The organism is Arthrobacter sp. TJ-240 (genome assembly GCF_058269195.1).
This window is the reverse complement of sequence record NZ_JBZCNG010000002.1, coordinates 473,475-497,244: the sequence shown is the minus strand read 5'-3', so window position 1 is coordinate 497,244 and position 23,770 is coordinate 473,475. Positions and strand designations below refer to the sequence as shown.

Below are 23,770 nucleotides of genomic sequence, written 5' to 3'. Positions count from 1 at the left end.
TCCTTATCTAGTCGGTCAGCGCGGCATCGGTGCCGGCTGGAGTTGAGGCATGAGGCGGTGCAATGGAGTCGCGCTGGACGAGTGGGCAGGAGAGGATCGTGGGTTTGTCGGCGAGCAGCTTCTCCTCGTCGTGGCCTTCGATGAGCCTGATGAGTGTTCGGACTGCCCAGGCACCCATGTCGTAGTGGGGGAGCGCCACGGTCGTAAGGCCGGGGAACAGTCCTTCGGCGATGAGTGTCTGGTTGTCGAAACCTACGATGGATAGCTGTTTGGGAATGCTGAGCCCGAGCTCGTTGGCGGCCCGATAGGCGCCCATGGCCATGCGGTCGTTGTAGCAAAAGAGTGCTGTCGGGCGGTTATCGCGAGACAGTAGTTCCATCGCCGCTGCATACCCGCCCGCTGCCTCGGATTCCCGTGCCGTGATGAGGTCAGGGTCGAAGTCGATGCCTGCTCCCTGCAGTGCCTCCCGGTACCCCTGAAGGCGCCCGTGAGTGGCTGGAACGTCGTCGGTGTTGTTGAGGAATCCGATTTGCCGGTGTCCGGCGTCAAGCAGGGCCGTGACAGCGGTCTGGGCGCCGCCTTGCTCATCCGGGATGGTGCAGGGGACCAGGCCGGTCTTGTCCGTGGAGTCGATGAGGACGGCCGGGATCTCAAAGAGCCTGGTGGGCAGGGACACGGCGCGGTGGTACATCGTCGCGTAGAGGATGCCGTCGACTTGCCTTTCGAGCAGGGCATCGACGTCGCGTCGCTTCGACTGGGTGTCGGCGTCCTTGTCGGTATTGATGATGACAAGGGTGTAGTCGTGTTTCCGAGCTGCATCCTCGGCACCTTTGATAATCATCCCGGCATGCGGGGTGGTGGCGATGTCCTCGCTCAACAGGCCGATCATCGCCGAGCGTTGTGTCCGTAAGCCCTGGGCCATCCGGTTCGGCCCGTACCCGAGGCTCGCGGCTGCGTCCCTGACCTTTTTACGGGTTTCGTCGCTGGCCCGGGCATGGGGGGTGTCATTCAGAACATGAGACACGGTGGTCACGGACACTCCTGCCGCCGCTGCGACGTCACGTATGCCTACTGTCTTTCGAGCCATGTGTTTCCCCTATCGTGTCGAAGGTGACGCTCTGACGTTGCTGACTTCCAGAAACAGGCACCACTGCTTTCGGCGCCCATCCTTCGACTCAGCCCTTGACCGCACCAAGGGTGAGGCCGGCGACGATGTGGCGCTGGAGAACCAGTGTCAACAGGACGACGGGAATGGAGTACAGGGCCGCTAGTGCGGTCATGGATCCCCAGTCGAGACCGAACTGGGTCTGAAAATTCGCGATGACGATCGGTGTTGTTTGCGATCGCACCGAGGTGAGTAGTAGGGAGAAGAGGAACTCGTTCCAGGAAGCTAGGAAGGCAAAGATCGCCGTTACTGCCACACCACCTGAGACGACAGGCAATACCACTCTGCGAAGTGCGCCCAGGCGACTGCAGCCGTCGATCTTAGCTGCTTCGTCCAGCTCGTCGGGAACCGCGTCGAAGAAGCTTGTCATGAGCCAGATGGACAAGGGCAAGGAAAGGGTGGTGTGTGCGATGGCGAGGGCAATGGAGGTGTCCGCGATGCCGAGGTCGCGGAAGAGCGCAACGAGAGGGACGCCGACGACGATCGCCGGCACCATCCGGCAGACGAGTGCGACAAGGATGAAGACCTGCCCGCCAGGCGTACGAAATCGGGTGATCGCGTATGCAGCTGGGACCGCGAGTACGAGCGAGATGACGGTGCTGAGGACCGCTGTCACGATGCTGTTGATGAACGACGCCACCACACCTTCCCGTCCGAGGGCCGACACGTAGTTCTCAAGCGTGAACTGAGATCCGAAGACGGTCGCTGGAACAGAGATCGTTTCCAGCGGGGTCTTGAAGGACGTGAGCAGTAGGTAGACGAAGGGGAACCCGTACAGCACGGTAACGGCCGCGAGCAGTACCCACAGGATGGTGCGGGACGTTCTCCCGCGGACGACAAGACCGTTCATTAGCGATCACTTCCTGGACGCCAAATGGCATAGACAGCAACGACGGCGACTAAGAGCATGCCCAGCAGGTACATGGTGCCCATGGCGCTGGCCAGGCCGGGATCGCCGAAACGTACGAGGGTCCGATATACGAGGAGGGATAGTGTCTCTGTACTGCCCTGCGGGCCGCCATTGGTTTGGATGAGAATGATGTCGAAGGCCCGGGCTGCATCGATTCCCCTGATGATCAGAGCGACCGCGATCACCGGTCTGAGCAGCGGCAGGATGATCCTGAAGAGGATGGTGGGATAGCTCGCACCATCGATCCTTGCCGCTTCCAGCAGTTCACCCGGCACATTCTGCAGGCCTGCGAAGAGGATCAGCGTGATGAATGATGTGGTCAGCCAAATGTCAGGTAGCGCTACGGAGAACAGCGCGATATCGGGGTTGCTGAGCCATTGGATCTGGTCCGTGGTCTGCAGAATCCCGACGCGGCGGAGCAGTTCGTTGAGGATGCCGAAGTTGTCGATGAGCAGGAACCGCCAGAGCAGGCCGGCTACCACGGGAGCAATCATCAGCGGGTACATGAAGATAGTCCTGAAGATCCGTGACCGGTCGCCTAGCGCCGAGAACAGCAGCGCAACAGCAAGGCCGAGCGTGAACTCCAGGGTCACGACGATCACGGTATAGAGCAATGTCCGCCACGCGGCGCCGGTGAATGCGTCGGAGGCCAGTGCTGCGGTGTAGTTGGCGATACCGACGAACTCGCGGCCGCCTCCGAAAGGTTCGATGGCGTAGAAGCTGTCCCTGACAAACTGGAGAAGCGGCCAGCCGACGAAAATGGCTAGGAACACGACAGCTGGCAGCATCATGACAGCGGCGAATCGTTTGTCCGTGAAGCCCTTTTTCCGCCGTCTTTGCAGATGAGGGACAGCCGTCGAGGAGTGGGGTGTGTCCCGCAGATTGGTTACGTGCACGAGGTGCGCCTTTGCTGGAGAGGTTCGGAATCGCCAAGAAGAGGTGGTGGCGAGCAGGGCCCGCCACCACGACTTACTGCTGGGTGATGGCCTCGATCTGCTCTTTTGCGTCGTCAAGCAGTGCCTGGTTGTCTGCGCCGGGCTCGAGAGCCTTCTGCAGCATCGGGATGAGCGCTGAATCGACGATTTCCTGCCAGTTCTGTGTGGCGGGTCGCGGCTTCGTGTTGGGAGCCGAGAGGGTCTCGACCAGAGCGTCGAAGTGCTCGTAACCGGCTTGGCCCTCGTACTGCTCGAAGGCGGAGATCCGAGCAGCCAGTCCGAGTGACGAATCGATACCCATTGCGTTGTTGTCATAGGCGAACCGGAGGAACTCGTTCGCGATCTCCTGCTTCTCCGTGGTCTTGGGTATCGACAGGTACCAGGGACCAGGAACGCCAGCGATGCCGCCGGGGCCGCCGATCATCGGCGCTGCACCGATGTTGCCGGCAATCGGGGAGTCTTCCGGGGTTTGAGGGTAGGCATGAGCCCAGAAGCGCATCATGGCCGTGTTGCCTTGATAGAACAGATTCTGGGCGCCGGCCCAATCGATCTGTGCTGCTCCCGGAGGGGCGACCTCCAGATCGTTGTTGAGACCTACGTAGAAGTCCAGCGCAGCTAGGTGATCCGCGTCGTTGACCGTGACGTCACCCTCCGGGCTGAGGACCATGTTTTCCGCCCCGGATTGCGACACGGTAGCGAGCCACTCCGTCTCGACCGCGCCCTTCACATCGGTGCCATAGAGATCCGTCTGGCCGTCACCGTCCGTATCGCGCGTGAAGAACTGTGCCACGTCCTGATACTGCTCCCATGTGGTGGGAGGCACGAGGTCGTATCCATACTCACCCTTGAAGGCGGCTTGCTCGGCAGGATCCTCGAATAGGTCGGTACGGTAGAACAGGATCTCGGAGTTCGTCCAGACCGGCATGCCGACGAAATTCTCGTCGATCTGGGCCTCCTCGACCAATGCCGGGAACAGATCCTGCTTCACCTCGTCCGTGAACATGTCGTTCAGCGGTGTCACCGCGTCGGCGAAGGTCGACAGCCAGATCGCGTCGAGAGCCGCCACGTCGAACGATGTGCTACCGGAGGAAAATTCGGTATTCAGGCGGTTGTAGAGACCCTCATAGGGTAGTTCGACGAAAGTGACCCCGGTTCCGGTCTCTTCCGTGAACTTCTCGGCTATTCCGGTGAGCTCGGCCTTGCCACCGGCTTCGACCAGCACCGTCAAGGTGTCGGAGTCAGCATCTACCTGCTCACCTCCTCCACCGGCTCCACAGCCCGCCAGAGTGAGAGCGGAGAGTACGGCGACTGCGGGCAGGAAGATCTTAGTCGTGGTACGTGCTGCTGCGCCGGACGGGCGCTGGCTGGCGAAGTGCTGCATGACAGGGACTCCATTCTGAGCTTCATTGCTGCGGGTTTGCCAAAACGTTTTGCCAAATCGTCTTGGCGACAAGAGTAAGCTGCCTGCCCCATACCGTCAAGAGCTGCATGACAGGAACCGCGCACTCTCCTGCGAACGTGAATGAAGACTGACCAATGACTGGCCTCACGGTGTAGCGCTTCACCGGCGTGACGGATCTGCCCAGTGCATCGAAGTTTGCGACGGAAACCAATGCCAAAATCCGACGAGAACTTTTTTGGCATTGACAGACCCTCGGCGTCACTCCTAATGTTCACGTGGATTTATTCGGCCAAAACATTTTGCTTGGCCCTGATTTGTTGTCGAAGGAGACAGAAATGGTTGATAAGAGAAATACCGAGAAGGTTGATCCTGGTCGCCGCGCCCTGATGGGATCGGGCGCCGTTAGTACGCTGGCCGCTGCGCTTACATTTGGGCCATCTCCGGCAGCTGTAGCGGCGGACCAGCCCAAGGGGACACACGATTCACCCAACATGTACGACGTAACGAGTTGGCGTGTGAAGGGACAGCCGAAGGTTACGGCGCAGACGGACATTGGGGCCGTCATCAACGACATCATCACGGATATCAAAAAACGACAAGCTACTCCGAGTGAACGCCCCGGGGCCGTCATCATCATCCCGCCAGGAGATTATGATCTGCACACTCAAGTCATTGTCGACATTGATCATCTGACAATCGCCGGTTTCGGTCACGGATTCTTCTCGCGGAGTATCTTTGACAATTCAGATACCACCGGTTGGCTGAACGTTCAGCCCGGCGGAAGCCACATCAGGGTCCTCACCTCCCCAAGCGCCCCACAAGCCTTCCTGGTCGGTCGATCCGGCAGCCCCCGTCTGTCAGGGGTCGTCTTCCGGGACTTCTGCCTCGATGGGGTAGCTTTTCCTCCAGACGGGAATAGCTACCGGAATGGGAAAACCGGCATCGAAGTAGCCTCGGACAACGATTCATTTCACATCACCGGTATGGGCTTCGTGTATCTGGAAAGAGCCCTCATCGTGCGGGGCACCGACGCCCTGCGCGTGCACGACAACTTCATTGCCGAATGCGGCAACTGCGTTGAGTTGACCGGTGCCGGACAAGCCACCATCGTGAGCGACAACCTCATGGGCGCCGGACCAGATGGAGTGACACTCCTGGCGGAGAACCACGAGGGGCTGCTTGTCACGGGAAACAACTTCTTCCCTCGAGGCCGAAGCCTCATCGAGTTCGTCGGGTGCAACCGCTGCTCCATAGTAGGAAATAGACTGCAGGGCTTCTTCCCGGGGCTACTGCGCCTGACGAATGCCAAGGAAAACCTCATCACATCCAACCACTTCCGGCGCGGCACGGACGGGTTCCCTCCCTTCATCGACCGCACCAATGGCCTGGACGACTACTACGGCGTCATCCACGCGACCGGAGATAACAACCTCATCTCGAACAATCTGTTTGCCTACGACGTCGCACCGTCGAAGGTCGTACCCGCGGGCGCTCAGCCGACCATCATTCTGATAGCAGGAGGAGACAGCAACGTGATCGCCACCAATCATGTGGTGAGTAACGTGCCTTCCCAGCACGTGGTTCTCGACGCCTCGACGACCCGATCGAAGGTCCTCGACAGTGGCCCTGATTCCTCCATCACGTCATACAGTTCAGACGCGGCCATCCGCCCCACACCATGATGACTAGCAACGTCGACCGCAGCCGTGGAACTGCCAACGAGCAGCCCCTATCCGCCTAGGGAAGTCCGCCGATAACCGACCTTCTGTCCCTGCGATGGGGAGAAGACCCATCGCAGGGACAAGCCCTAGCGTCGCTGCTGCATGCTGAATGATTCTTGCCGACAAGCGCTTGGAGGCATTTACTTACGCTGTACTGATTGGCCTGCAGCATAAACGGTAGCGATGGTGTTGTCTGGTTCGAGTAGCAGTACGTCAGCTGCATATCCTGGCCGAAGTCGACCCAGACGCGCTTCTAGTCCTAGTGCTCTTGCCGGGGTTGCAGTCAGCGCTTCGACGGCCGTCTCCAGGGGTATCCGGCATTGCTCGAGCGCGATGCGCAGAGCGACGTCGAGGGTGAGGGTCGATCCGGCGAGTGTCCCGTCCGGAAGTGTCACCATGCCGTTCTGAACCTGAACGGGCAGGGACCCCAAGAGGTAATCGCCGTCGGCACATCCCGCTGCTGCCATCGCATCGCTGACGAGCGCGAGACGTCCGGGTGCAGCTGCGAACGTTACTCGTGCGACATCCGGATGGACGTGAACACCGTCGAGGATGAGTTCGAGAACAAGACGTTCATCCCGGAAGGCTTCCCCTAGGAGACCCGGATTGCGGTGATGCATGCCGGGCATCGCGTTGAAGGCGTGAGTGATCAGGCGGGCTCCACGGTCCATAGCTTGCCGCGCGGTGGCCGCATCGGCGTCTGTATGACCGATCGCGCAGACGACTCCCTCTTCGGTGAACCGTTCGATCGCATCGAGGGCGCCGGGCAGCTCGGGGGCAATGGTGATCTGCCGTAGTGAACCTGCTGCTGCCTCGATGAGCCGATCGACCACATCGGGTGTCGGGTGTAGAAGCATGTCCGTGCTGTGCGCGCCTCTGCGGCTCGGCGCGAGGAAAGGGCCCTCGAGATGTACGCCGAGCACCAGCGGGTCGTCCAGTCCGGCGATGCGCTGCAGGCTTACGACGAGGTCGTCCAATGGTGCGGACACCAGACTCAGGATGGAGCGCGTCGTCCCGTGGGACCGATGCACGTCCAAGGCAATTTGGATATCCTCCTCGGTGCCGTCGAACGCCCTGCCGCCACCCCCGTGGCAGTGCAGGTCGATGAAACCCGGTACCGCACGCCGGCCGTCAGCTGATACGTCGCTGTCAGCGGGAGGCGGTGCACCAGTGCCGATATCAGCAATGGTGTCGCCGTCGAACAGTATCCATGTCGCAGCGTCCTGGCCCTCGTGTTCGACGGTACGCAGGTCACTGAGGAGGAGCGTCCTGCCCGGTTCAGGGGGTGATGCTGGCGACGAGCTCGGCAATGTGCGCCTCCCGCTCCTCACGTGTCGCAGGTCGACCGGGCACACCGGGGCGCTGTTGCCAGGGCAAGGGGCCGGAATCTCGCCTGTACTCCACGCCGAAGGCATCCAGTCTCCCCAAATGATCCTGCAGCCGGGGGGCGAAGCCGTCATAGGAGCCGCCGGGTCCTGACCACAGTACTTCTGCCGCTGCACAGAGCCGTGGGAAGGCGAAGTAGTCGATGGTTCGCGGCGAGTCCATGTGTTCGGTCCAGATGTTCACCTGACCTCCCAGGACGTGCCGCTCCTCGTCCTCTGTCAGCGCCTCAGGGACCGGGTTGTAGGCGTAGACATCGGCGACGGTGAGCGGGATTGCGACAGGTATGGGTTCGGTCGGGTGATCGGATTGCCGGTAGTCGAGGTAGACCTGGTCGTCCGGGCAGGAGACGACGTCGTTCCCGCGCTTGACGGCGGTTGTCGCCCCTGTCATGCCTCGCCAGGAGGCTACGACGGCATCCGTGGAGAGGTCTCCTTCGAGGATCTCGTCCCACCCGAAGACACGGCGTCCTCGTGCAGTAATCGTTTCTTCGAGCCGGCTGATGAACCAGGCCTGGATCTGAGCTTCGTCGATGAGGCCCAGTTCGATCATTCGTTCCTGGGTGCGTGGGTCGGTTTGCCATTGCTCGCGGGGGCATTCGTCGCCGCCGATGCCGATAAAGGGGCTGGGGAAGAGGTCCATGACTTCCTCGAGGACGTTCTGGAAGAACGAGACAGTCCTGTCTTCGGCGTTCAGTACGGTGGGATTGATGCCCCAGCGGGTGAACACTTCGACCGGTTGCCCGGTGACGCCGAGATCGGGATACGCGGCGATGGCTGCCTGGGCGTGTCCTGGGGTTTCGATCTCCGGGACCACGGTGATGAATCGGGCCGCGGCATAGGCCACGATCTCTCGGACGTCGGCTTGGGTGTAGAACCCTCCGTGGGGTCTGCCGTCACTGGGGGAGTCGGGATCGGCGCCCACCTGTGTCTCGCGGCGCCATGCACCGATCTCGGTGAGCTTCGGGTAGCGGAGGATTTCGATGCGCCACCCTTGGTCGTCTGTGAGGTGCAGGTGCAGGGTGTTGAGCTTGTGCATGACCATCAGGTCCACGAAGCGCAGGATGTCGTGCTTGGGGATGAAGTGGCGGACGACGTCGAGCATCGCACCGCGCCAGCTGAACTTCGGCTCGTCGGTGATGGAAGCGGGCATGATCTCCCAACCCCTGTCTGTGACGTGTGCCCGGCGGTAGATGTCCACGGGTAGGAGTTGCAGCAGTGTTTGGACGCCGCGGAACACACCGGCGGCGGATCCGCCTGAGAGGTGCACCGACTCGGCGGTGACGTCCAGTCGGTAGCCCTCGTCGGCGAGCTCCTCGTTGAGGGCCAGGACGATGGAGCCGTCCGCCAGAAGGGGAAGCTCGAATCCGGTTGCCGGCCGTAGTGCCGCCTGAAGCATCAGCGCCACCGAGGTGAGTTGCGTGGGGGCACTGATGGCGCTCGTGTCGGTGAGCGTGTATGGACCGGCTATTGGAGGGGCCGTCACTCGGGTAGGAAGCGGAAGCATGCTTATCCCTTCACTGCTCCGGCTGACATGCCGGAGACGAGGTTGCGCTGGATGATGAGGAAGAAAATGATGACCGGTAGTGAGATCAGGACGGATCCGGCCATCTGCCCACCGAAGTCCGTGCCTGTCGTCGGAGTGGTGAAGGATGCCAACCAGACCGGCAGGGTGTACATGCCCTGGTCCTTCATGAACGTGTAGGCAACCAGGTAGTCGTTCCAGGCCGCGATGAACGCGAAGATGCTCGTGGAGATGACTCCGGGTGCGACGAGGGGGAAGAGCACGCTGAAGAGGATGCGTGTGGTGCCTGCCCCGTCGATCTTTGCGGCTTCCTCGATCTCCACGGGGATCGCGACGAAGAATCCTCGCATCACCCAGATGGAAAAAGGCAGCACAGCTGCCACATACGCCAGAATCAGACCGAAAAAGGTCCCGAGCAGGTTGACTGCGTTGAACATGAGGAATGTCGGGATGAGCAGGGCCGCTCCTGGAAGCATCTGGACAGCCAGGATGATGACCATGATCGCCCTGCGTCCGCGGAAACGAAAGCGTGCCAGTGCAGCTGCGGCGAAGAAGCCGACGATGACCGACAGAAGCACGGTACCTGTCACCACGATGAGGCTGTTGCCGAGATTGGTGAGGAACGTCGTCTCGGTGATCGCCAGGACGAAGTTGTCGAAGGTGGGCACGCTGGGAACGAAGAGGGGTGTGGCTGTCATTACTTCGCTGCGCGGTTTGAAGGCAGTGTTGACCATCCAGTAGACCGGGAAGATCCAGACCATGCAGAAGATGACAGCGATGGTGTTGCTGACCCAGCGCACGGGCCGCCGGCGTCGCCGCTTGGGGGTGGGAGTCAGTCGTATCCTCTGGAGGGCGGACGGTGTCGTGGCGGGCCCTTGCGGGGTACTGGTGGTGATGTTCACAGGTCTTCTCCTGATCGGATGAGGCCTCGGATGTAGACAGCGGTGAGTCCGAGCAGGATGAGGGTGGTGATGACGGAGATCGCTGATCCGGCGCCGAGATCGAAACCGACGAAAGCGGTCTGGTAGGTGAACACGCCGAGGGTCGTGGTCGCGTCGTCGGGTCCGCCCCGGGATATCAGCCAGATCTGGTTGAAGACGTTGTAGTCCCAGATGATCGACAGGATGGTGATGAGGAGCAGGGTGGGCTTCAGGAATACCAGGGTGATGACACGGTAGATCTTCCAGTCGCTCGCTCCGTCGAGTTTCGCGGCCTCGTAGTACTCGATCGGGATCTGGATCTGCGCGGCATAGAGCGTCAGGGCGATGAAGGGCACGGCCTGCCAGACGATGAGGGCCCAGATGCTCGCGGCTGAGAGGAAGGGATCCTGTGCCCAGTTCGTGGCGGTCATGTCACCGAAGACGACCATGCGGGTCAGGATCCAGTTCAGCACTCCGTAACCTGGTTGGAACAGCCATGTCCACACCAGTGACGAGGCGACATTGGGCATCGCCCACGCGCAGATGAGTACCACGGTCACCACGTATCGTATGGGCGGCTGGAGCCTTGTCATCAGTGCTGCCACAGCCATACCGATGACGACGCTTCCGATCACCATTGCAGCGGTGAAGACGATCGTGCGGAGCAGTGATAGCCAGAAATCCTGATCGGTGAAGACGCGGGCGTACTGTTCCCCGCCGACCCCGCTGAAGACACCCGTGAACAGGCTGCGCTGGTTGAAGTCGGTGAAGGAAATGCCGATGAGCAGGATGATTGGCAGCACCGTCACGGCGAGCATGACAAGTCCGGCCGGAGTGAGCAGCACAAGGGGAGCGAATTGCCGCCGTCGACGGGGCCGCAACGAAGCGCCGGCGGTGCTTCCCGTACTTCCGGTGCTTCCCCCGTGTTCCGCTGGCGGGGTAGGGCGGGTGGTCGAGGTGGTCATGACGGCTGCCCCTTTCCTGGTGTTGTAGCGCGGTGTCTGTCAGCGACCACACGATGCGGTCGCTGACAGACGGTGGAGGTTAGCGGCCTTCGAGGACGGAGGTGAGGTGCTCGTTGAATTCCGTGGCCGCGTCCTCGGCCGGCTTCGAACCGGAAGCGACAGCGGAGAAGAGGTCATTGATGGACTTATCGCCCTCGATGGTCGACCAGGTTGCTGCCGCGGGGGTCGCCTTCGAGGTCAGTGCTGCTTCGAAGAAGCCGCTCTGGTGCTCCGGGAGCTCGGTGGCCTGTGCCGCTTCGATGCCCTCGGTACTGTTGGGGATCCACCCGTCGACCCCGAACACGAAGTCGTCCTGGATCTCAGGGCCCGAGGCGATCTTGACCCATTGCAGGGCCAGGTCGCTGTTCTGGCTCTTTGCCGGAATAGCCCAGTCGGACCCACCGATCATGACCGGCTGAGAACTACCCGACTTGCCCGGGAAGGGGAACGTCCCGAGCATGTCCGCGGTCATTTCCGGGTTGACGTCGGTAATGCCCTTGATCCCGCCGCCTGTGTTGAGGATCGCCGATGTCTTGCCGTCCCCGAACACCTGGCCCTGGGGAGGTACCTGGTTGTCGAGTGTCGCCGATGCGGGGCTCGAGTAGGTGTTCTGGAAGTCGACGAAGTCCTCGAGCCCCTGGACAGCGGCGTCGCTGTCCATGTCACCGGTCCAGGTTCCGTCCTGCTCGACTGCAATGTCCCCGCCGGCGTCCCACACGAACTGCATCGCGGACTGCCAGTACTGACCGGGGTAGTAGAAGGGAGAGAAGTCCGGCTCCGTGTTGGCTGCCGCGACGGCATCGAGGGCGGCCGTGAACTCTTCCCAGGTGTCGGGTTCCTCAGTGACACCGGCATCGGCCCACATCTGCTTGTTGTAGATCACGGCCCGCGCTCCCGCGAAGCCCGGGACCGCGAACAGCGAGCCGTCCACGCGCGCCGGGTCGGCAAGGCCGTCGAGCCACGTCCGGCCCTGGGCGAGGTCGTCCTCATAGGCGGTCAGGTCGAGCAGGCCACCGTTGGCCGCGTAGCCGGCGACCTGGGTGTTGCCGATGTCCAGCACGTCCGGGGGAGTGGAGGTGGCCAGTGCTGTGCTGATTTTGGTCGTGATGCCATCCCACTGCTGGACCTGGATATCGACCTCGGCTCCGGTCTCCTCGGTGAACTGTGTGTTGATGGCCTCGAGCGTCTCGTCGGTGTAATCGTCCTGCATGATCCAGACCGTCACGGTCTTCCCGTCGCCTTCGGCGCTGGGGACAGCCGTCGGTTCGCTGGGGCCGGACGATGATGCCGAGGTCGAGCAGGCGCTCAGTGCCAGCAACGCTGCTGCACTAAGGGCTGTGACTGCGGTGATCCGGGTATTGCGCATGGTGTTTCTCCTGATCGGATGAGCGGCTGAACCGCAGTGGACGCTTCTAAACGAACTGGAACCCCGAAGAACCGGGATTCGAGAGTGCGGATAGGTCTGTTGGAGCTGGTTGGGGCAGGGTAGGAGGGTCAGGAAACACCGAGCTCTGCGCTGAGCACGAGGGCGGCAGCACCGAGAAGAATGAGGGGCCGGGTGGTGTCTGCAATGCGGACCCGGAGGCCCTCGTGGATGCTCGTGAAGGTTCGTGCTCGCAGAGTGCGAAGCACGCTGTACTCGAAAGGACCGGACAGGAGGCCGGCCGGACCTGTGACGATGATGTCGTTGAGGTTCAGTGCGCTCACGATAGGAGCAAGGACTTGTCCGAGCGCGCGTCCGGCGTCTTCGAGGATCTCGTCTCGCCGGCCTACGTCTTGTGGCGCCTCGCTATCGAGGCGTTCGATGAGCTGGTGTGTGCCGATGACGGTTTCCAGGCAGCCACGCCTGCCGCAGGCGCACCGCTCACCGAGTTCGTCGACCGTGACGTGGCCGATCTCGCCGGCGGAGAACCGCTCACCGCGGACAAGGATGCCGTCGATGACGACTCCCAGCCCGACGCCATGTTCCAGATGGACCACGAGCAGACTGCTAGCTGCATCCGGATCGTAGGTACGGATGCCCAGGGCAGCTGCGTTCGCGTCATTGCCCACATGGGCTGGAGCGCCGAAGCGTTCCGAGATCCGCGCTGCAAGCGGCAGGTTGGTCCAGTCACGGTACAACCCCTCGAGAACTACCCCGTCCGGGGTGATGACGCCTGGAGCGCTGACACCGAAACCCAGAATGCGCTGGGGAGCGGAAGCGGCCAGCCGATCGCATAGTTCCAGGGCGATGTTCACTGCATCCTCGCCCGTACTCGTTCCCGCTTCGATCTCCTCCCGGGTGATGACCGAACCCGCGAGATCGATGACCGCCCCTGTGAACCGGTCGTCCGCGGACAGGTCTACAGCGATGATGCTGTAAGCATCGGACCGGAGCCCCACGAGGTTGGCGGGCTTGCCGACACGCGAATCATCGCGTAGTCCGAGCTCGCTGATGAGCCCCTCGGACGCAAGGTCATTGATCAGGGCCGAGATGCTCGTCCGGGTCAGACCAGTACTGCGGGCTAGATCCGCGCGGCTCACTGCCCCCTGGTGGAAGAGGGACTGGAGTATCAGCGCCCGGTTATGAAGCCGATTGTCCTCGGGCGTGGACCCGAGCCTGGCGCGGTCGGCCCGCGGCCCAACAGCCACCCTGCCTGAGGTGTACTCACGGGCATCGGTCATCTGGCTCACCTCCTTGTTACCTACGTCACTACGAATTAGTAAAGGAACCTATCAAACTAACCCGCCTCACACCAGAGCATCCCCGATCGATGTGGTTACGATCATGTTTCGTGGACCAGTAACTTCTCGCCTGCGTCAATGCTTGCCCCGTCAGTGCTTTGTAAGCTTTACTGACAAATCAGAGGGCGCTCATGAGGGGCGAAGTCCGATCCGAAAGGCACTGATGCGGCTTGGCCTAGATGTTGGCGGAACGAAGATCCATGCTGTGGCGCTTGGCGAGGACAACTCCGTTGTGGCCGAGGCTCGACTTCCAACGGGTTTTGGGGGTGAAGCAGTCCTCGAGCGTATCGGTGAGGCTATTGAGCGTGTTTCGCTTGATGCTTCCCCCCGCACCGGCGTCGAGTCGGTCGGAATAGGCGTGCCGGGCATTGTCGATGTGGAGTCCGGGCGTGTGCGTCATTCGGTCAACCTCGGCATAGCGGATCTCGAACTAGGAGCGGCTCTCAGCGCGTCGGTCGGCGTTCCCGTCACGGTCGAGAACGACGTGAATGCGGCAACACTCGGTGCCGCTCACGCGTCAGGACTGCATGGAGTTCTGGGGTATCTCAATCTCGGGACCGGCCTTGCAGCGGGCATCGCGGTTGATGGCGTGCTCTGGCGTGGATCGGGCGGCTCAGTCGGAGAGATCGGCCACCTCCCGTTTCGCGACGGGGGAGTGGTGTGTAGCTGCGGTCAGCGCGGCTGCCTGGAAACGACGGCATCAGGATCCGCCCTGGCAAGAATGTGGCCCTATGACGGGGATGATCGCGTTCAAGCTCTCTTTGCGGCCGCTGAAGCAGGAGACGAGGTCGCGATAGTCACGCGGAATGGGCTGGTCGACGGGGCCGCCGCCGCCATCCGGATCCTCACCCTCACCGTGGGGGTAGAGGCGGTCATTCTGGGGGGAGGGATCACCCGCATAGGTGAACCTCTTACCCAGGCAATCCGCTTGAAGCTGAGGTCCTGGGAAGCAGAATCGCCTTTCCTCGCAACACTCCACATGAGCCGAAGTGTCCATGCTCTTGACGGAGTCGCCCCCGTTGCAGCGATCGGAGCGGCATTGCTTGCCAGCCCGGCCGGCGCAGGTAGAGCCCAGGCTGTCGCGTGAACATCTCCGTACACGTCACCGCCGATGCCCTGCAGGTTGGTGAGATTGCAGCGAATCTCATAGCTGCCCATCTGGCCCTACGACCCGCTCCTGTCCTTGGCATCGCGACAGGATCCTCCCCGCTGACCACCTATGCTCACCTGGCTCAGCTCAGGCGGTGCGGTCAGCTCGATGTGGGCAGAACATCAGCATTCGCCCTCGATGAATATGTCGGGTTACCCGCTGACCATCGGGAGAGTTATCGGAGTGTCGTCGACCGTGAAGTCACAACGCGCCTCGCCTTGGATCCGACACGGGTCTTCGTGCCCGACGGCAACGCGGACGACCTCGACGCCGCCTGCCTCGACTACGAAGCAGCCATCCGATCCTCCGGAGGAATCGATGTGCAGATCCTCGGGATAGGAACTAATGGTCACATCGGCTTCAACGAGCCGGGTACGGCCTTCGACTCCCGCACCCGCGTTGCCCGGCTCACCGCTTCGACTCGCTTCGACAACGCCCGATACTTTCCCTCCCTCGCCGACACGCCGACACGATGCCTTACCCAGGGCATCGGCACCATCCTTCAAGCGCGCAGCATCGTCCTCGTAGCGTCAGGAAAGGCGAAGGCACACGCAGTTGCCCAAGCCCTGAACAGTGCTCCAAACCCCGACTGCCCTGCCAGTGCGTTGCAGGGCCACTCCGACGTGACGTTCGTCCTGGACGCTGCGGCCGCGCATCTCCTCAAACCAGCAGCGCTTACTCCAGCACTCCACAACAGGTAGGTCTTCCAGCCGGCGCAACGAACGGATCCTGAACGGCCCTATCGAATCGGTGCAACCTTCATGCAGCAGAACCACAACTGAGAAGTGAGGAAAAATAATGACCGACCAATTCCAGCCACAGTTCAGCCCATCCGAGGGACCGTCTCGCAGAGCAGTGCTTGCATGGGGCTCCGCCGCCGTCGCGACGACATCGACCGTCTTCGCTGCGGGGTCCGCAGTCGCCGCACCCGGAAGCGGCGACACCGGTCGGGGCTCGGGCAAGCATCCTGTCTCTTCCGCATCGATCACCGCGGGGTATACCTTCCTCGCCCGACGCCACGACCAGTACGGGGCCGGGTCCACCCTGCGACTTCCCCAAAGCTACGACGGCGGGTTCTTCGCATCGATCGGGTTTGTCTCGTCCTTCACCTACGACAACGCTCTGATGATCCTCGCCTGGCTCGCGACCGGCAGATCCTCCGAGCTCACCCGCGCCAAGATCCTCGCCGACACACTGCTGTACGCGCAGGACAATGACCCCGAAGGCGACGGCCGAACACGAGCCTCCTACCAGCCTGATCCCTTCATCACCCGCGACGGCAGCCCACAGATCGGTTCACCTGCAGCCAATACCGGCAACCAGGCATGGCTCGGCATCGCGCTTACGCAACTGTTCCATCGCACCCGGGATGAGCGCTATCTCCGAGGGGCCCTGCGTTCGGCGACCTGGATTCATGAGACGACGCTCGATGAGCAGCGGCAACCCGCCGGCTATACCGGAGGTCGAAACGGCGACAACATCCCCTTCACCTTCAAAGCCACCGAGCACAACATCGACATCGGAGCGTTCTTCACAATGCTGGCCCGCATCAGCGGCGACAGTGTCTGGGAACGCCGAGCCAGAATTGCCTTCGGCTTCGTCGCGGCAATGCAGGACAGCTCCTCGGGCAAGATCTGGACGGGTACAACGGAAGACGGCTCGACTATCAACCGATTCCCGTTGCCCGCTGATGTCCAGACTTGGGCGGCCCTGGCCACAGGTAACCCGCGGTACAGGCGATCCGTGGCCTGGGTGGTCGATAACCTCCTGGTCACGGACGGGCCCTTCACCGGATCCAGCTACAGCAACGCCGATGTCACGAAGGTCTGGTTCGAAGGAAGCGCACATCTGGCCCTGGCACTGACACCGTCCCGGGAAGACAGGGACCTACGGGCAGTGCTGCTGTCGTCCATCGAAAAGGCACAGACGGAGGCCCCTAACGCCGATGGAAGTGGAATCGTCGCCGCATCCACCGACGAGCTGGACACAGGGTTCGGTGACTTGTACTACGCCGCCCCGCATACGGGGGCAACCGCCTGGTACCTGATGGCAGCCCTGAACTACAACCCGTTCGTTCTGCAGCGGAAGTAGGCCGATCAGGGCGTCCATCGCGGGCTGTGAGTCGGGGCTGTACGAGAAGGGCGAGGACATGCACCTCAGGACCCGTTCAGCCAGGACCTGCACCCCACAGCGCCCGACTTCACATTCCGGCTCCCGACGTATGAAAACGAGCAGACAGCAGCCCAAGCATGTTCAGGTTCGCAGAAGGATCGAGGAGATGGTGGCCGAGTTGCGGCAGGGCGATCATCTCCTCGGTGAGCGTCAACTCGAATCGGAATTCGGGGTTTCCCGCATCACCGTACGGCGTGCCATTTGCGCTTGAAGCCCAGAGATCACGCGTACCTCATCGAACGCCTCCACCTCGCGGATGATCGGCTAGTAAGTGTCGGACAGTCGTGGATCCACTCAGGGATTCCCCTCAACCTGGCTCTGTATCAGTGTGTTTAGCAGCTAGAACGATTGAATCTCAGTTGCTCGGGTCCAGCGTCCTTTCGGGCCAGGCGCCGGTCTTAAAGAAGTCGTGAAGAGTTGTGAGCGCATGGGACGGGTCTAAGCCTTTGCGCATCAGCCAGTCGTGGTCGTTGTACGTGGCCGCGTAACGGTCGCCGGAGTCGCACATGAGCGAGACGATGCTTCCCGAACGGCCGTCGGCGATGAGATCCGCGACAAGCTGCCATACGCCCCAGAGGTTGGTTCCGGTCGAGGGTCCCGGGTGCAGCCCGGTGAGTGCTCGAAGGTGTTGCGCGGCGGCGACTGATGCGGCATCCGGTACCCGAATCATCGCGTCGATGACGGACGGCACGAAGCTCGGTTCTGGGCGTGGCCGGCCGATGCCCTCTATGCGAGAGGGACGACCAGTCGGGGTTGAGCCCGGATGAGCCCATGCCGGATAGAACGCCGAGTGTTCGGGGTCGACGACGGCGAGGCCCGTCGGGTGCCGGTGATAGCGCAGGTAACGGCCGATCGTAGCGCTCGTCCCTCCAGTCCCGGCCCCCACGACGATCCAGGTCGGCAGCGGATGAGGCTCGAGAGCGAGCTGTCCGAAAATGGACTCCGCGATGTTGTTGTTGCCGCGCCAGTCGGTGGCACGCTCGGCGAAGGTGAACTGGTCCATGTAGTGGCCTCCGGTCTCCCGCGCCACCGCCTCCGCAGAGGCGTAGACGTCGGAGGCGTGCTCGACGAACCGGCACTTCCCGCCGTACTGCTGGATGAGCGCGATCTTCTCCGGGCTCGTAGTCGCCGTCATCACGGCGATAAACGGCAAACCCAGCAACTGAGCGAAGTACGCCTCGGACACCGCCGTCGAGCCACTGGATGCCTCCACGATCGTGGTCCCTTCCGTGATCCAGCCGTTGACCAAGCCGAAAAGGAAGAGGGACCGCGCCAGCCTGTGTTTGAGGCTGCCGGTCCGGTGGGTGGACTCGTCCTTGAGGTACACCTGCACGCCCCAGTGTTCGGGAAGCGGTACGGCGAAGAGGTGTGTGTCCGCCGAGCGGTTGCCTTCCGCCTCGATGCGCCGAACGGCTTCGTCGGACCACGATCTGTCGGCGGTGGTGAATCTAGGCACTTCGCCAGCCTACAAGCCAGCCTCAAGGTGCCGCGAGAGCGGAGCCAGCTTGGGATGACAATGTCTGATCGATTCGAGCAGCATAGATGTTATCGAAGTACAGGAGCACAAGTGAGTCGTGAGGGTCAGTGAGTAACTAACGTTCAGTGCGTGATTGCGGTCCCCTGGTGAACGCTCCTTCAACGACTTTCGGCAGCTCTCGAATACAGGCGTTCGAGCTTCCAAGGTGAGGCCGCGACCACCCTGCCGCGCTACGGCAGGGTGGTCCCGGGTCTATGTATGCGTGATGTCGCCGGGTGTTTATCCCAAGATGGAAGGTCCCGGATGCTGTAGATCAGACGTCCTGCATCTGCCGCGCCCGGAGCTTTCGGGTGATGCTTGTAGATCACGACGAGGGCGAGGATTCCGTAGAGGGTCAGCGAGATGCTGCTGCTGACCAGGACGCTGGCGTCCCCACCGGTCGACATGAGCGCGTTGCGAAGGCTGGTCTCGGCCAGGGGCTCGAGGACAGCCACCGCGCATCAAACTGCTGCTGTTCTACACCGTCATCCTGTTCCTTGCTTCGATGTCACTCGCGTTCCTCCCCGATCCATTCTTCAGAATCGACCTTCTCGGTCATATCGATGCGTTCGGTCCCAATCCACGTCGGTCGAGCTACTAGAGCAATGAGGGCGTCTTCCCCCGGAAAACGGTGCAGGCGCGAGGCGGCCAGCGCCTCGCGCCTGCACCGTCGTAGGTGTTACTGCCAGTTCGGGTTCATGCCCTCGGGGTAGCGCGAGCCGAACCCTCCTTCGGGGAGGATCTCCTTGATGCGGGTGAGATCGGCTTCGGTGAGGATCAGGTCAGCCGCGCCGACGTTCTCCTCGACGCGCTTGGCGCTGCGGGTACCGGGGATCGGAACGATGTTCTCCCCCTGTGCGAGCAGCCAGGCAAGGGCGAGCTGTGCGACGGTCGCGTCCTTGGACGCGGCAAGTTCGGTCAGCCGGCGTGTGGCCTCAACGTTGTTCTCGAAGTTGCCGGGCTGCCAGCGGGCGTCCCAGCTGCGCATATCGGCCTCCTCGTAATCGGCAGCCGGTTTCGCGGCACCAGTGAGGAACCCACGACCCAAGGGGGAATAGGGGACGAAACCAATGCCGAGCTCGTGCAGGGTCGGGAACAGCACTTCGACTTCACGCTCGAAGAGGGAGTACTCGGTCTGAAGGACCGAGACGGGCTGGACGGTATGGGCGCGGCGCATGGTCTCCGGTCCGGCTTCACTGAGACCGAAGTACTTGACCTTTCCGGCGTCGATGAGTTCCTTCACGGTTCCGGCGACATCCTCGATGGGGACGCCGGGGTCCACCCGGTGCTGGTAGAGGACGTCGATGTGGTCCATCCCGAGGTAGCGGAGGCTGTTGTCGACGACCTCGCGGATGTGCTCCGGCCGGCTGTCGAACCCGAACTCTCTGGTGAAGCCGAACTTCGTCGCGATGACGACATCGTCGCGGAAGTTCTTCACCGCGTGGCCAACGACTTTCTCGTTCTCTCCCCAGCCGTACAGCTCGGCGGTATCGAAGAAGGTGACGCCCAGATCGTAGGCGCGCTGAATCGCAGAGGAACCACCCTCGGCGTCGGCCGCTCCATAGGCCATTGAAATTCCCATCGAGCCGTAACCGATGGCGGACGTGGTCAGGCCCTGAGTGCCCAGCGTGCGTGTTTGCATGAGGTCTCCTGTGGTGGATAGTGCCAGTGGGTACAACACGATTTGTCGAAAGATATAGCTCGAACACCGCAGGCGTCACTACGGGAAGCGGAGTCACACCTCGGTCGGTCGGGGTAATGGACGTCGCTTGCGTACTCAATCGTTGGAGCGTGGAAATTGGATTACCAGGGGAGGCTCGTTCCGTTCCACGTAGTAAAGGTGTTGGTCGGCCCGTCGGGCCCAAGGCGAGCCACGCGTACGATCTCGCGCGCGGCTTCCTCAACGGTCTCTGTTCCTTGGAAGGCGACCAGTGCGGTCTTTGCGAAGCCAGGTGAGACAAGGTTGACTTTGATTCCGCTCGATTCCAGTTCGACCATCATGGATAGCGTTATGGCGTTGAGCGCTGTCTTCGAAGCCGAGTAGACCGGCTCGTACGCCGAATGATTCGGAGCCATCGAATCGCTCATGATGTGGAGTGAACCCATTGCACTTGTGACGTTGATGATGCGGGCGTTGGCGGATCTGCGAAGCAATGGCAGCATCTCTTGATACACCGCCAGCGGCCCGAAGACGTTGACTTCCCAGACGGCTCGTACCTCCTCCAAGGGAACCTTGCTTGCCGTGGAGGACGCGCGGAGTTCTTCGAAGCTTTGGATATCGGTGCGGGTGCTGGAGACGGCGGCGTTGTTGATGAGAAGATCGAGACGGCCGGCTTTCGAATAGATCTGCTCGGCCGCTGCGCTGATGGACGCGGCATCCGTCACGTCGAGTTGGACAGCAATTGCACCGCCTCCGATGTCGCTGACAGCCTTCTTCCCGCGCTCGAGCTCTCGGGCTCCAACGAATACGGTGACGCCGTCCGAGACGAGCTCCTCCGCAACGTGTTTGCCCATTCCTTGATTCGCGCCGGTCACGAGAGCGATACGATTTGTCATCTGGGATCTCCTTAGAATTTTGAGCGTGTCTTTATTGTGCGAGCGATCGACTACTTTTCCCCTTTTTCTTCTGAGGAAAGCTAATCGTTGGCCAATAGATTCCCGGCCGAAATCATATGAACAGGACGTCTCTCAATCTCTCTAGATGCCCAAGCCGTCGCTCTGAGACCAGTGAACGTCAAATAAATATGATTTCGTCCAACTACGTTGAGGAGGGCGGGCTTGTCAGCTGCTTCACTTCGCGGCGCAGCCGTAAGTATCAAAGGCGCTTCGCTACGGTCCTTGCTGATTAGTGCCTGATAATCGGGCTCGAGACGGCTACCTTCGGGGTGAATCACCGTCTTATGGTCCTCGAAGGGCGTTCCGATGACATTCCATCACCACGTTCTGCATACTCGGCGCTTCGGTCTTGTAGCTGTCTGAGCAGACATTTCAGCGTTGGATTGCTGCCTGGACGCTGCCTATGCCGCTCGTAGGTGCGCTAGGTGAACTTGGCTTTGCCGTGCACGGTGGGCGGTGGGATACACCTCCTTCTGCTGAAGATCGGCACCGTGCCCGGTCGCCCAGGGGCGTTCGTAGGACCGGTTTTGGCGTTGTTATCTCTCGCAGTCCGGAAGAGTTCGCCGAGAGAGCAGAATTGTGGGTGGTCCGGCTGCTTCTTCGCTGTGGGATGTCGGCTGACTTCTCGATTACCGGCATCTACGTCAGTGATTGGCCCTTGTGCCGACGAGCTGCTCTGACACTTCCCAGATCCGGTGTGCGTCGTCCATGTCGCGTAGGGGCGCCCAGAACTCGTGGAGGGCCGGCGGCCCGCCGGCGGTGCGCTTGGGCCCGAAGAACTGGTCGCCCCCGTATTCAGGGTCGGTCGCCGCCATGAGTGCGGGTAGTGCTGCGCTGTCCGGGGTCCCGGCGAGACCGATCTGGGAGAGGAATCCGATGAGGCGGCGCGCCGGTGGCGTCCTGTCGCGGCCCATGGCGGGTTGTGCTGCGAGCAGGTTGGTGGGCGAGATACCGGGGTGTGAGAGGTTGCTGCTGATGCCCCACCCGTTGGCGCGGCTCCGTGCCTCGAGTTCACGGGCGAAGAGGCCGACGGCGATCTTGGACCCGGTGTAGGCCTTCATGGCGTCGTAGTGCTGCTCGTGGTTCAGGTCGTCCCAGTTCATCGCGCCCTTTCGGGCGGCCACGCTGGTCTGGTGGGTGACACGGGCGCGGCCTTCGCGCAGGAGCGGCAGCAGGCCCAGGGTGAGGGCGAAGTGGCCGAGGTGGTTCGTGCCCCACTGCAGTTCGAACCCATCGCGGGTCTTCTGACGTGTGGGTGGTTGCATGACGCCGGCGTTGTTGATCAGGATGTTGACCGGACGTCCCTCCGACATGAGCGTGGCGGCGAGGGATGTGACCGATTCCAGCGATGACAGGTCCAGGGATCGGGTGCTGACCCTGGCGCCGTCGACGGCAGCGCGGATACGCTGCGCTGCCGCGTCGCCTTTGGCCTGGTTGCGGACGGGCATGATGACCTCCGCGCCGGCTCCGGCCAGCCGTGTCGCGATGACGGTGCCGATCCCGTCGCTCGCTCCGGTGACGACGGCGAGTGTCCCGGTCAGGTCGGGGATGGTGAGGTCGTAGGTGCGAGGCATGAGGGGTTCCTTCGTTCGAGGGGTAGGTCACTGGATCTGGTGCCTGATCTCATGGTTCACCGGTTGCTGGGGCGTAGCTAGGACCTGTCGATCCACGGCTGGCGAGGCAGTGGCTGCTGACCCGGCGGTGGTCAGGAGGTGATGGTCTGCGTGCCGATGACAGCCAGCAGTTGCAGTTTCTCGTGGCTGTCACTGCCGGGTACGGCGGTGTAAACGAGGAGGCGGTGGGACTGATCCGGATCGAGCAGAGTCTGGCAGTTCAGATCGAGGCGGCCCACTGTCGGGTGGAGGAAGCGTTTGACCTCGGGTGGCTGCACGCCGACTTCCTGGGTGTCCCAGACCCTGCGGAAGTCTGCGTTGTCCTGCAGGAGTGCGGCGAGTTCGGCTGCCCGCGAGCCTGGCCCGCGGAGGGCTACGAGCTGGCGCAGACCCGAGGCATAGAGCCGGGATAGTTGTTCGCGTTCCTCGGACGGGTAGGCTTCCCTGGCTGTGGGATCGGTGAACCACCGGTATCCGTTACTGCGGCCCGGCCCCGTGCGCAGGGATGCCTCACCGAAGAGCGCCAGACCGAGCGGGGTCTGCCGGAGGGTGTCCCCGACCTCGGTGATGATTTCTGCGGGAGTGTCGGCAAGACGATCGAGGATTCGCAGCAGGCCCGGGCTGACGAACTCACTGTCGGTGCCGCGTGGAGGTGGGGTATGCCCTGCGAGGCGGAAGAGATGATCACGCTCGCCCAGGGTCAGGTGTAGGCCCTGGGCAATGGAGGCGACCATCTGCTCGGAGGGGTGTGGGCCGGTGCCGCGTTCGAGGCGGGCGTAGTAGTCGCTGGACATATGGCATAAGCCCGCTACTTCCTCGCGTCGAAGGCCAGTGGTCCGCCTGCGCGGTCCACGCATGAGCCCGACGTCCTCCGGTTGGAGCGACTCGCGCCGATGACGCAGAAACGAACCCAGAGCTTCGCGATCGATCATGGTGTATTTCCCTTCGAGTTGAGGCCCTCTGTCTACTGCATGGCCCGACGGCTATCCACGGCCTACCAAACCACCGATAGGTA

Annotated in this window: 22 protein-coding genes; 6 read left to right on the top strand and 16 right to left on the bottom strand. The window is 62.0% G+C overall.

All coding sequences use genetic code 11. The features are described from left to right. Nucleotides 1-7: 7 nt before the first annotated feature. From AC4D2C_RS07035 to AC4D2C_RS07020, 4 genes are all read right to left on the bottom strand, one after another. Nucleotides 8-1,087, bottom strand: coding sequence for a LacI family DNA-binding transcriptional regulator (locus tag AC4D2C_RS07035; protein ID WP_490913688.1), 1,080 nt, complete (start codon nucleotides 1,085-1,087; stop codon nucleotides 8-10). Between the two features lie 88 nt (nucleotides 1,088-1,175). Beyond that, nucleotides 1,176-2,015: a carbohydrate ABC transporter permease gene (locus AC4D2C_RS07030; RefSeq protein ID WP_490913687.1), complete on the bottom strand. Its 840-nt coding sequence runs from the start codon at nucleotides 2,013-2,015 to the stop codon at nucleotides 1,176-1,178. Beyond that, nucleotides 2,015-2,866, bottom strand: coding sequence for a carbohydrate ABC transporter permease (locus AC4D2C_RS07025; protein ID WP_490914033.1), 852 nt, complete (start codon nucleotides 2,864-2,866; stop codon nucleotides 2,015-2,017). Before AC4D2C_RS07025 ends, AC4D2C_RS07030 begins: the two co-directional genes overlap by 1 nt. Nucleotides 2,867-3,044: 178 nt before the next feature. Continuing rightward, a complete protein-coding gene (locus AC4D2C_RS07020) occupies nucleotides 3,045-4,391 on the bottom strand; it encodes an ABC transporter substrate-binding protein (RefSeq protein ID WP_490913686.1) in 1,347 nt (448 codons plus the stop codon). 356 nt (nucleotides 4,392-4,747) lie between these two features. Here AC4D2C_RS07020 and AC4D2C_RS07015 point away from each other — a divergent pair, with 356 nt between their 5' ends. Then, nucleotides 4,748-6,094, top strand: coding sequence for a NosD domain-containing protein (locus AC4D2C_RS07015; RefSeq protein WP_490914032.1), 1,347 nt, complete (start codon nucleotides 4,748-4,750; stop codon nucleotides 6,092-6,094). Nucleotides 6,095-6,273: 179 nt separating this feature from the next. On the opposite strand, the gene nagA is transcribed toward AC4D2C_RS07015, so the two are convergent. From nagA to AC4D2C_RS06990, 5 genes are all read right to left on the bottom strand, one after another. Beyond that, entirely contained in the window at nucleotides 6,274-7,443 is a 1,170-nt protein-coding gene (gene nagA / locus AC4D2C_RS07010; RefSeq protein WP_490913685.1) for an N-acetylglucosamine-6-phosphate deacetylase, read from the bottom strand. Continuing rightward, nucleotides 7,412-9,022 carry a beta-N-acetylhexosaminidase gene (locus AC4D2C_RS07005; RefSeq protein ID WP_490913682.1) on the bottom strand — a complete coding sequence of 537 codons (1,611 nt, stop codon included), beginning with the start codon at nucleotides 9,020-9,022 and terminating at the stop codon, nucleotides 7,412-7,414. The genes nagA and AC4D2C_RS07005 overlap by 32 nt, the downstream gene beginning before the upstream one ends. 2 nt (nucleotides 9,023-9,024) lie before the next feature. Next, entirely contained in the window at nucleotides 9,025-9,942 is a 918-nt protein-coding gene (locus AC4D2C_RS07000; protein ID WP_490913681.1) for a carbohydrate ABC transporter permease, read from the bottom strand. Further along, nucleotides 9,939-10,805: a carbohydrate ABC transporter permease gene (locus tag AC4D2C_RS06995; protein ID WP_490913679.1), complete on the bottom strand. Its 867-nt coding sequence runs from the start codon at nucleotides 10,803-10,805 to the stop codon at nucleotides 9,939-9,941. Before AC4D2C_RS06995 ends, AC4D2C_RS07000 begins: the two co-directional genes overlap by 4 nt. Before the next feature lie 199 nt (nucleotides 10,806-11,004). Next, complete coding sequence (locus tag AC4D2C_RS06990; RefSeq protein WP_490913677.1) at nucleotides 11,005-12,174, bottom strand: extracellular solute-binding protein; 1,170 nt, start codon at nucleotides 12,172-12,174, stop codon at nucleotides 11,005-11,007. Between AC4D2C_RS06990 and AC4D2C_RS06985 the strand changes: the two genes are divergently transcribed. Continuing rightward, the gene (locus AC4D2C_RS06985) at nucleotides 12,173-12,352 is read left to right on the top strand and encodes a hypothetical protein (protein WP_490913675.1); all 180 of its coding nucleotides are present in this window, start codon (nucleotides 12,173-12,175) and stop codon (nucleotides 12,350-12,352) included. The two genes, AC4D2C_RS06990 and AC4D2C_RS06985, sit on opposite strands and share 2 nt — an antisense overlap. 106 nt (nucleotides 12,353-12,458) lie before the next feature. Here the strand turns inward: AC4D2C_RS06985 and AC4D2C_RS06980 are convergent, their stop codons facing one another. Next, nucleotides 12,459-13,628 (bottom strand): ROK family transcriptional regulator, encoded by a 1,170-nt coding sequence (locus tag AC4D2C_RS06980; RefSeq protein WP_490913674.1) that lies wholly within the window; start codon nucleotides 13,626-13,628, stop codon nucleotides 12,459-12,461. Between the two features lie 223 nt (nucleotides 13,629-13,851). Between AC4D2C_RS06980 and AC4D2C_RS06975 the strand changes: the two genes are divergently transcribed. The 4 genes from AC4D2C_RS06975 to AC4D2C_RS06960 all read left to right on the top strand — a co-directional run bounded on the left by AC4D2C_RS06975 (nucleotide 13,852) and on the right by AC4D2C_RS06960 (nucleotide 17,221). After that, complete coding sequence (locus AC4D2C_RS06975) at nucleotides 13,852-14,775, top strand: ROK family protein (RefSeq protein WP_490913673.1); 924 nt, start codon at nucleotides 13,852-13,854, stop codon at nucleotides 14,773-14,775. Further along, nucleotides 14,772-15,539 (top strand): glucosamine-6-phosphate deaminase, encoded by a 768-nt coding sequence (locus AC4D2C_RS06970; RefSeq protein ID WP_490913671.1) that lies wholly within the window; start codon nucleotides 14,772-14,774, stop codon nucleotides 15,537-15,539. The genes AC4D2C_RS06975 and AC4D2C_RS06970 overlap by 4 nt, the downstream gene beginning before the upstream one ends. 97 nt (nucleotides 15,540-15,636) lie before the next feature. Continuing rightward, on the top strand, nucleotides 15,637-16,929 hold the full coding sequence (locus AC4D2C_RS06965; protein ID WP_490913670.1) for a hypothetical protein: 1,293 nt from the start codon (nucleotides 15,637-15,639) through the stop codon (nucleotides 16,927-16,929). A 58-nt stretch (nucleotides 16,930-16,987) separates the two neighbouring features. Then, nucleotides 16,988-17,221, top strand: a complete 234-nt coding sequence (locus AC4D2C_RS06960; protein WP_490913668.1) for a GntR family transcriptional regulator — start codon at nucleotides 16,988-16,990, stop codon at nucleotides 17,219-17,221. Between the two features lie 144 nt (nucleotides 17,222-17,365). Here AC4D2C_RS06960 and AC4D2C_RS06955 read toward each other — a convergent pair whose 3' ends face one another. The 6 genes from AC4D2C_RS06955 to AC4D2C_RS06930 form a co-directional block, all read right to left on the bottom strand. Next, nucleotides 17,366-18,466 carry a PLP-dependent cysteine synthase family protein gene (locus tag AC4D2C_RS06955; protein WP_490913667.1) on the bottom strand — a complete coding sequence of 367 codons (1,101 nt, stop codon included), beginning with the start codon at nucleotides 18,464-18,466 and terminating at the stop codon, nucleotides 17,366-17,368. A gap of 251 nt (nucleotides 18,467-18,717) precedes the next feature. After that, a complete protein-coding gene (locus AC4D2C_RS06950; protein WP_490913665.1) occupies nucleotides 18,718-18,981 on the bottom strand; it encodes a hypothetical protein in 264 nt (87 codons plus the stop codon). 224 nt (nucleotides 18,982-19,205) lie between these two features. Beyond that, the gene (locus tag AC4D2C_RS06945) at nucleotides 19,206-20,168 is read right to left on the bottom strand and encodes an aldo/keto reductase (protein ID WP_490913663.1); all 963 of its coding nucleotides are present in this window, start codon (nucleotides 20,166-20,168) and stop codon (nucleotides 19,206-19,208) included. A gap of 161 nt (nucleotides 20,169-20,329) precedes the next feature. Further along, nucleotides 20,330-21,082: an SDR family NAD(P)-dependent oxidoreductase gene (locus AC4D2C_RS06940; protein ID WP_490913661.1), complete on the bottom strand. Its 753-nt coding sequence runs from the start codon at nucleotides 21,080-21,082 to the stop codon at nucleotides 20,330-20,332. A 704-nt stretch (nucleotides 21,083-21,786) separates the two neighbouring features. Further along, nucleotides 21,787-22,716 carry an SDR family oxidoreductase gene (locus AC4D2C_RS06935; RefSeq protein ID WP_490913659.1) on the bottom strand — a complete coding sequence of 310 codons (930 nt, stop codon included), beginning with the start codon at nucleotides 22,714-22,716 and terminating at the stop codon, nucleotides 21,787-21,789. A 131-nt stretch (nucleotides 22,717-22,847) separates the two neighbouring features. Beyond that, on the bottom strand, nucleotides 22,848-23,687 hold the full coding sequence (locus AC4D2C_RS06930) for a helix-turn-helix transcriptional regulator (protein ID WP_490913658.1): 840 nt from the start codon (nucleotides 23,685-23,687) through the stop codon (nucleotides 22,848-22,850). Nucleotides 23,688-23,770 lie beyond the last annotated feature (83 nt).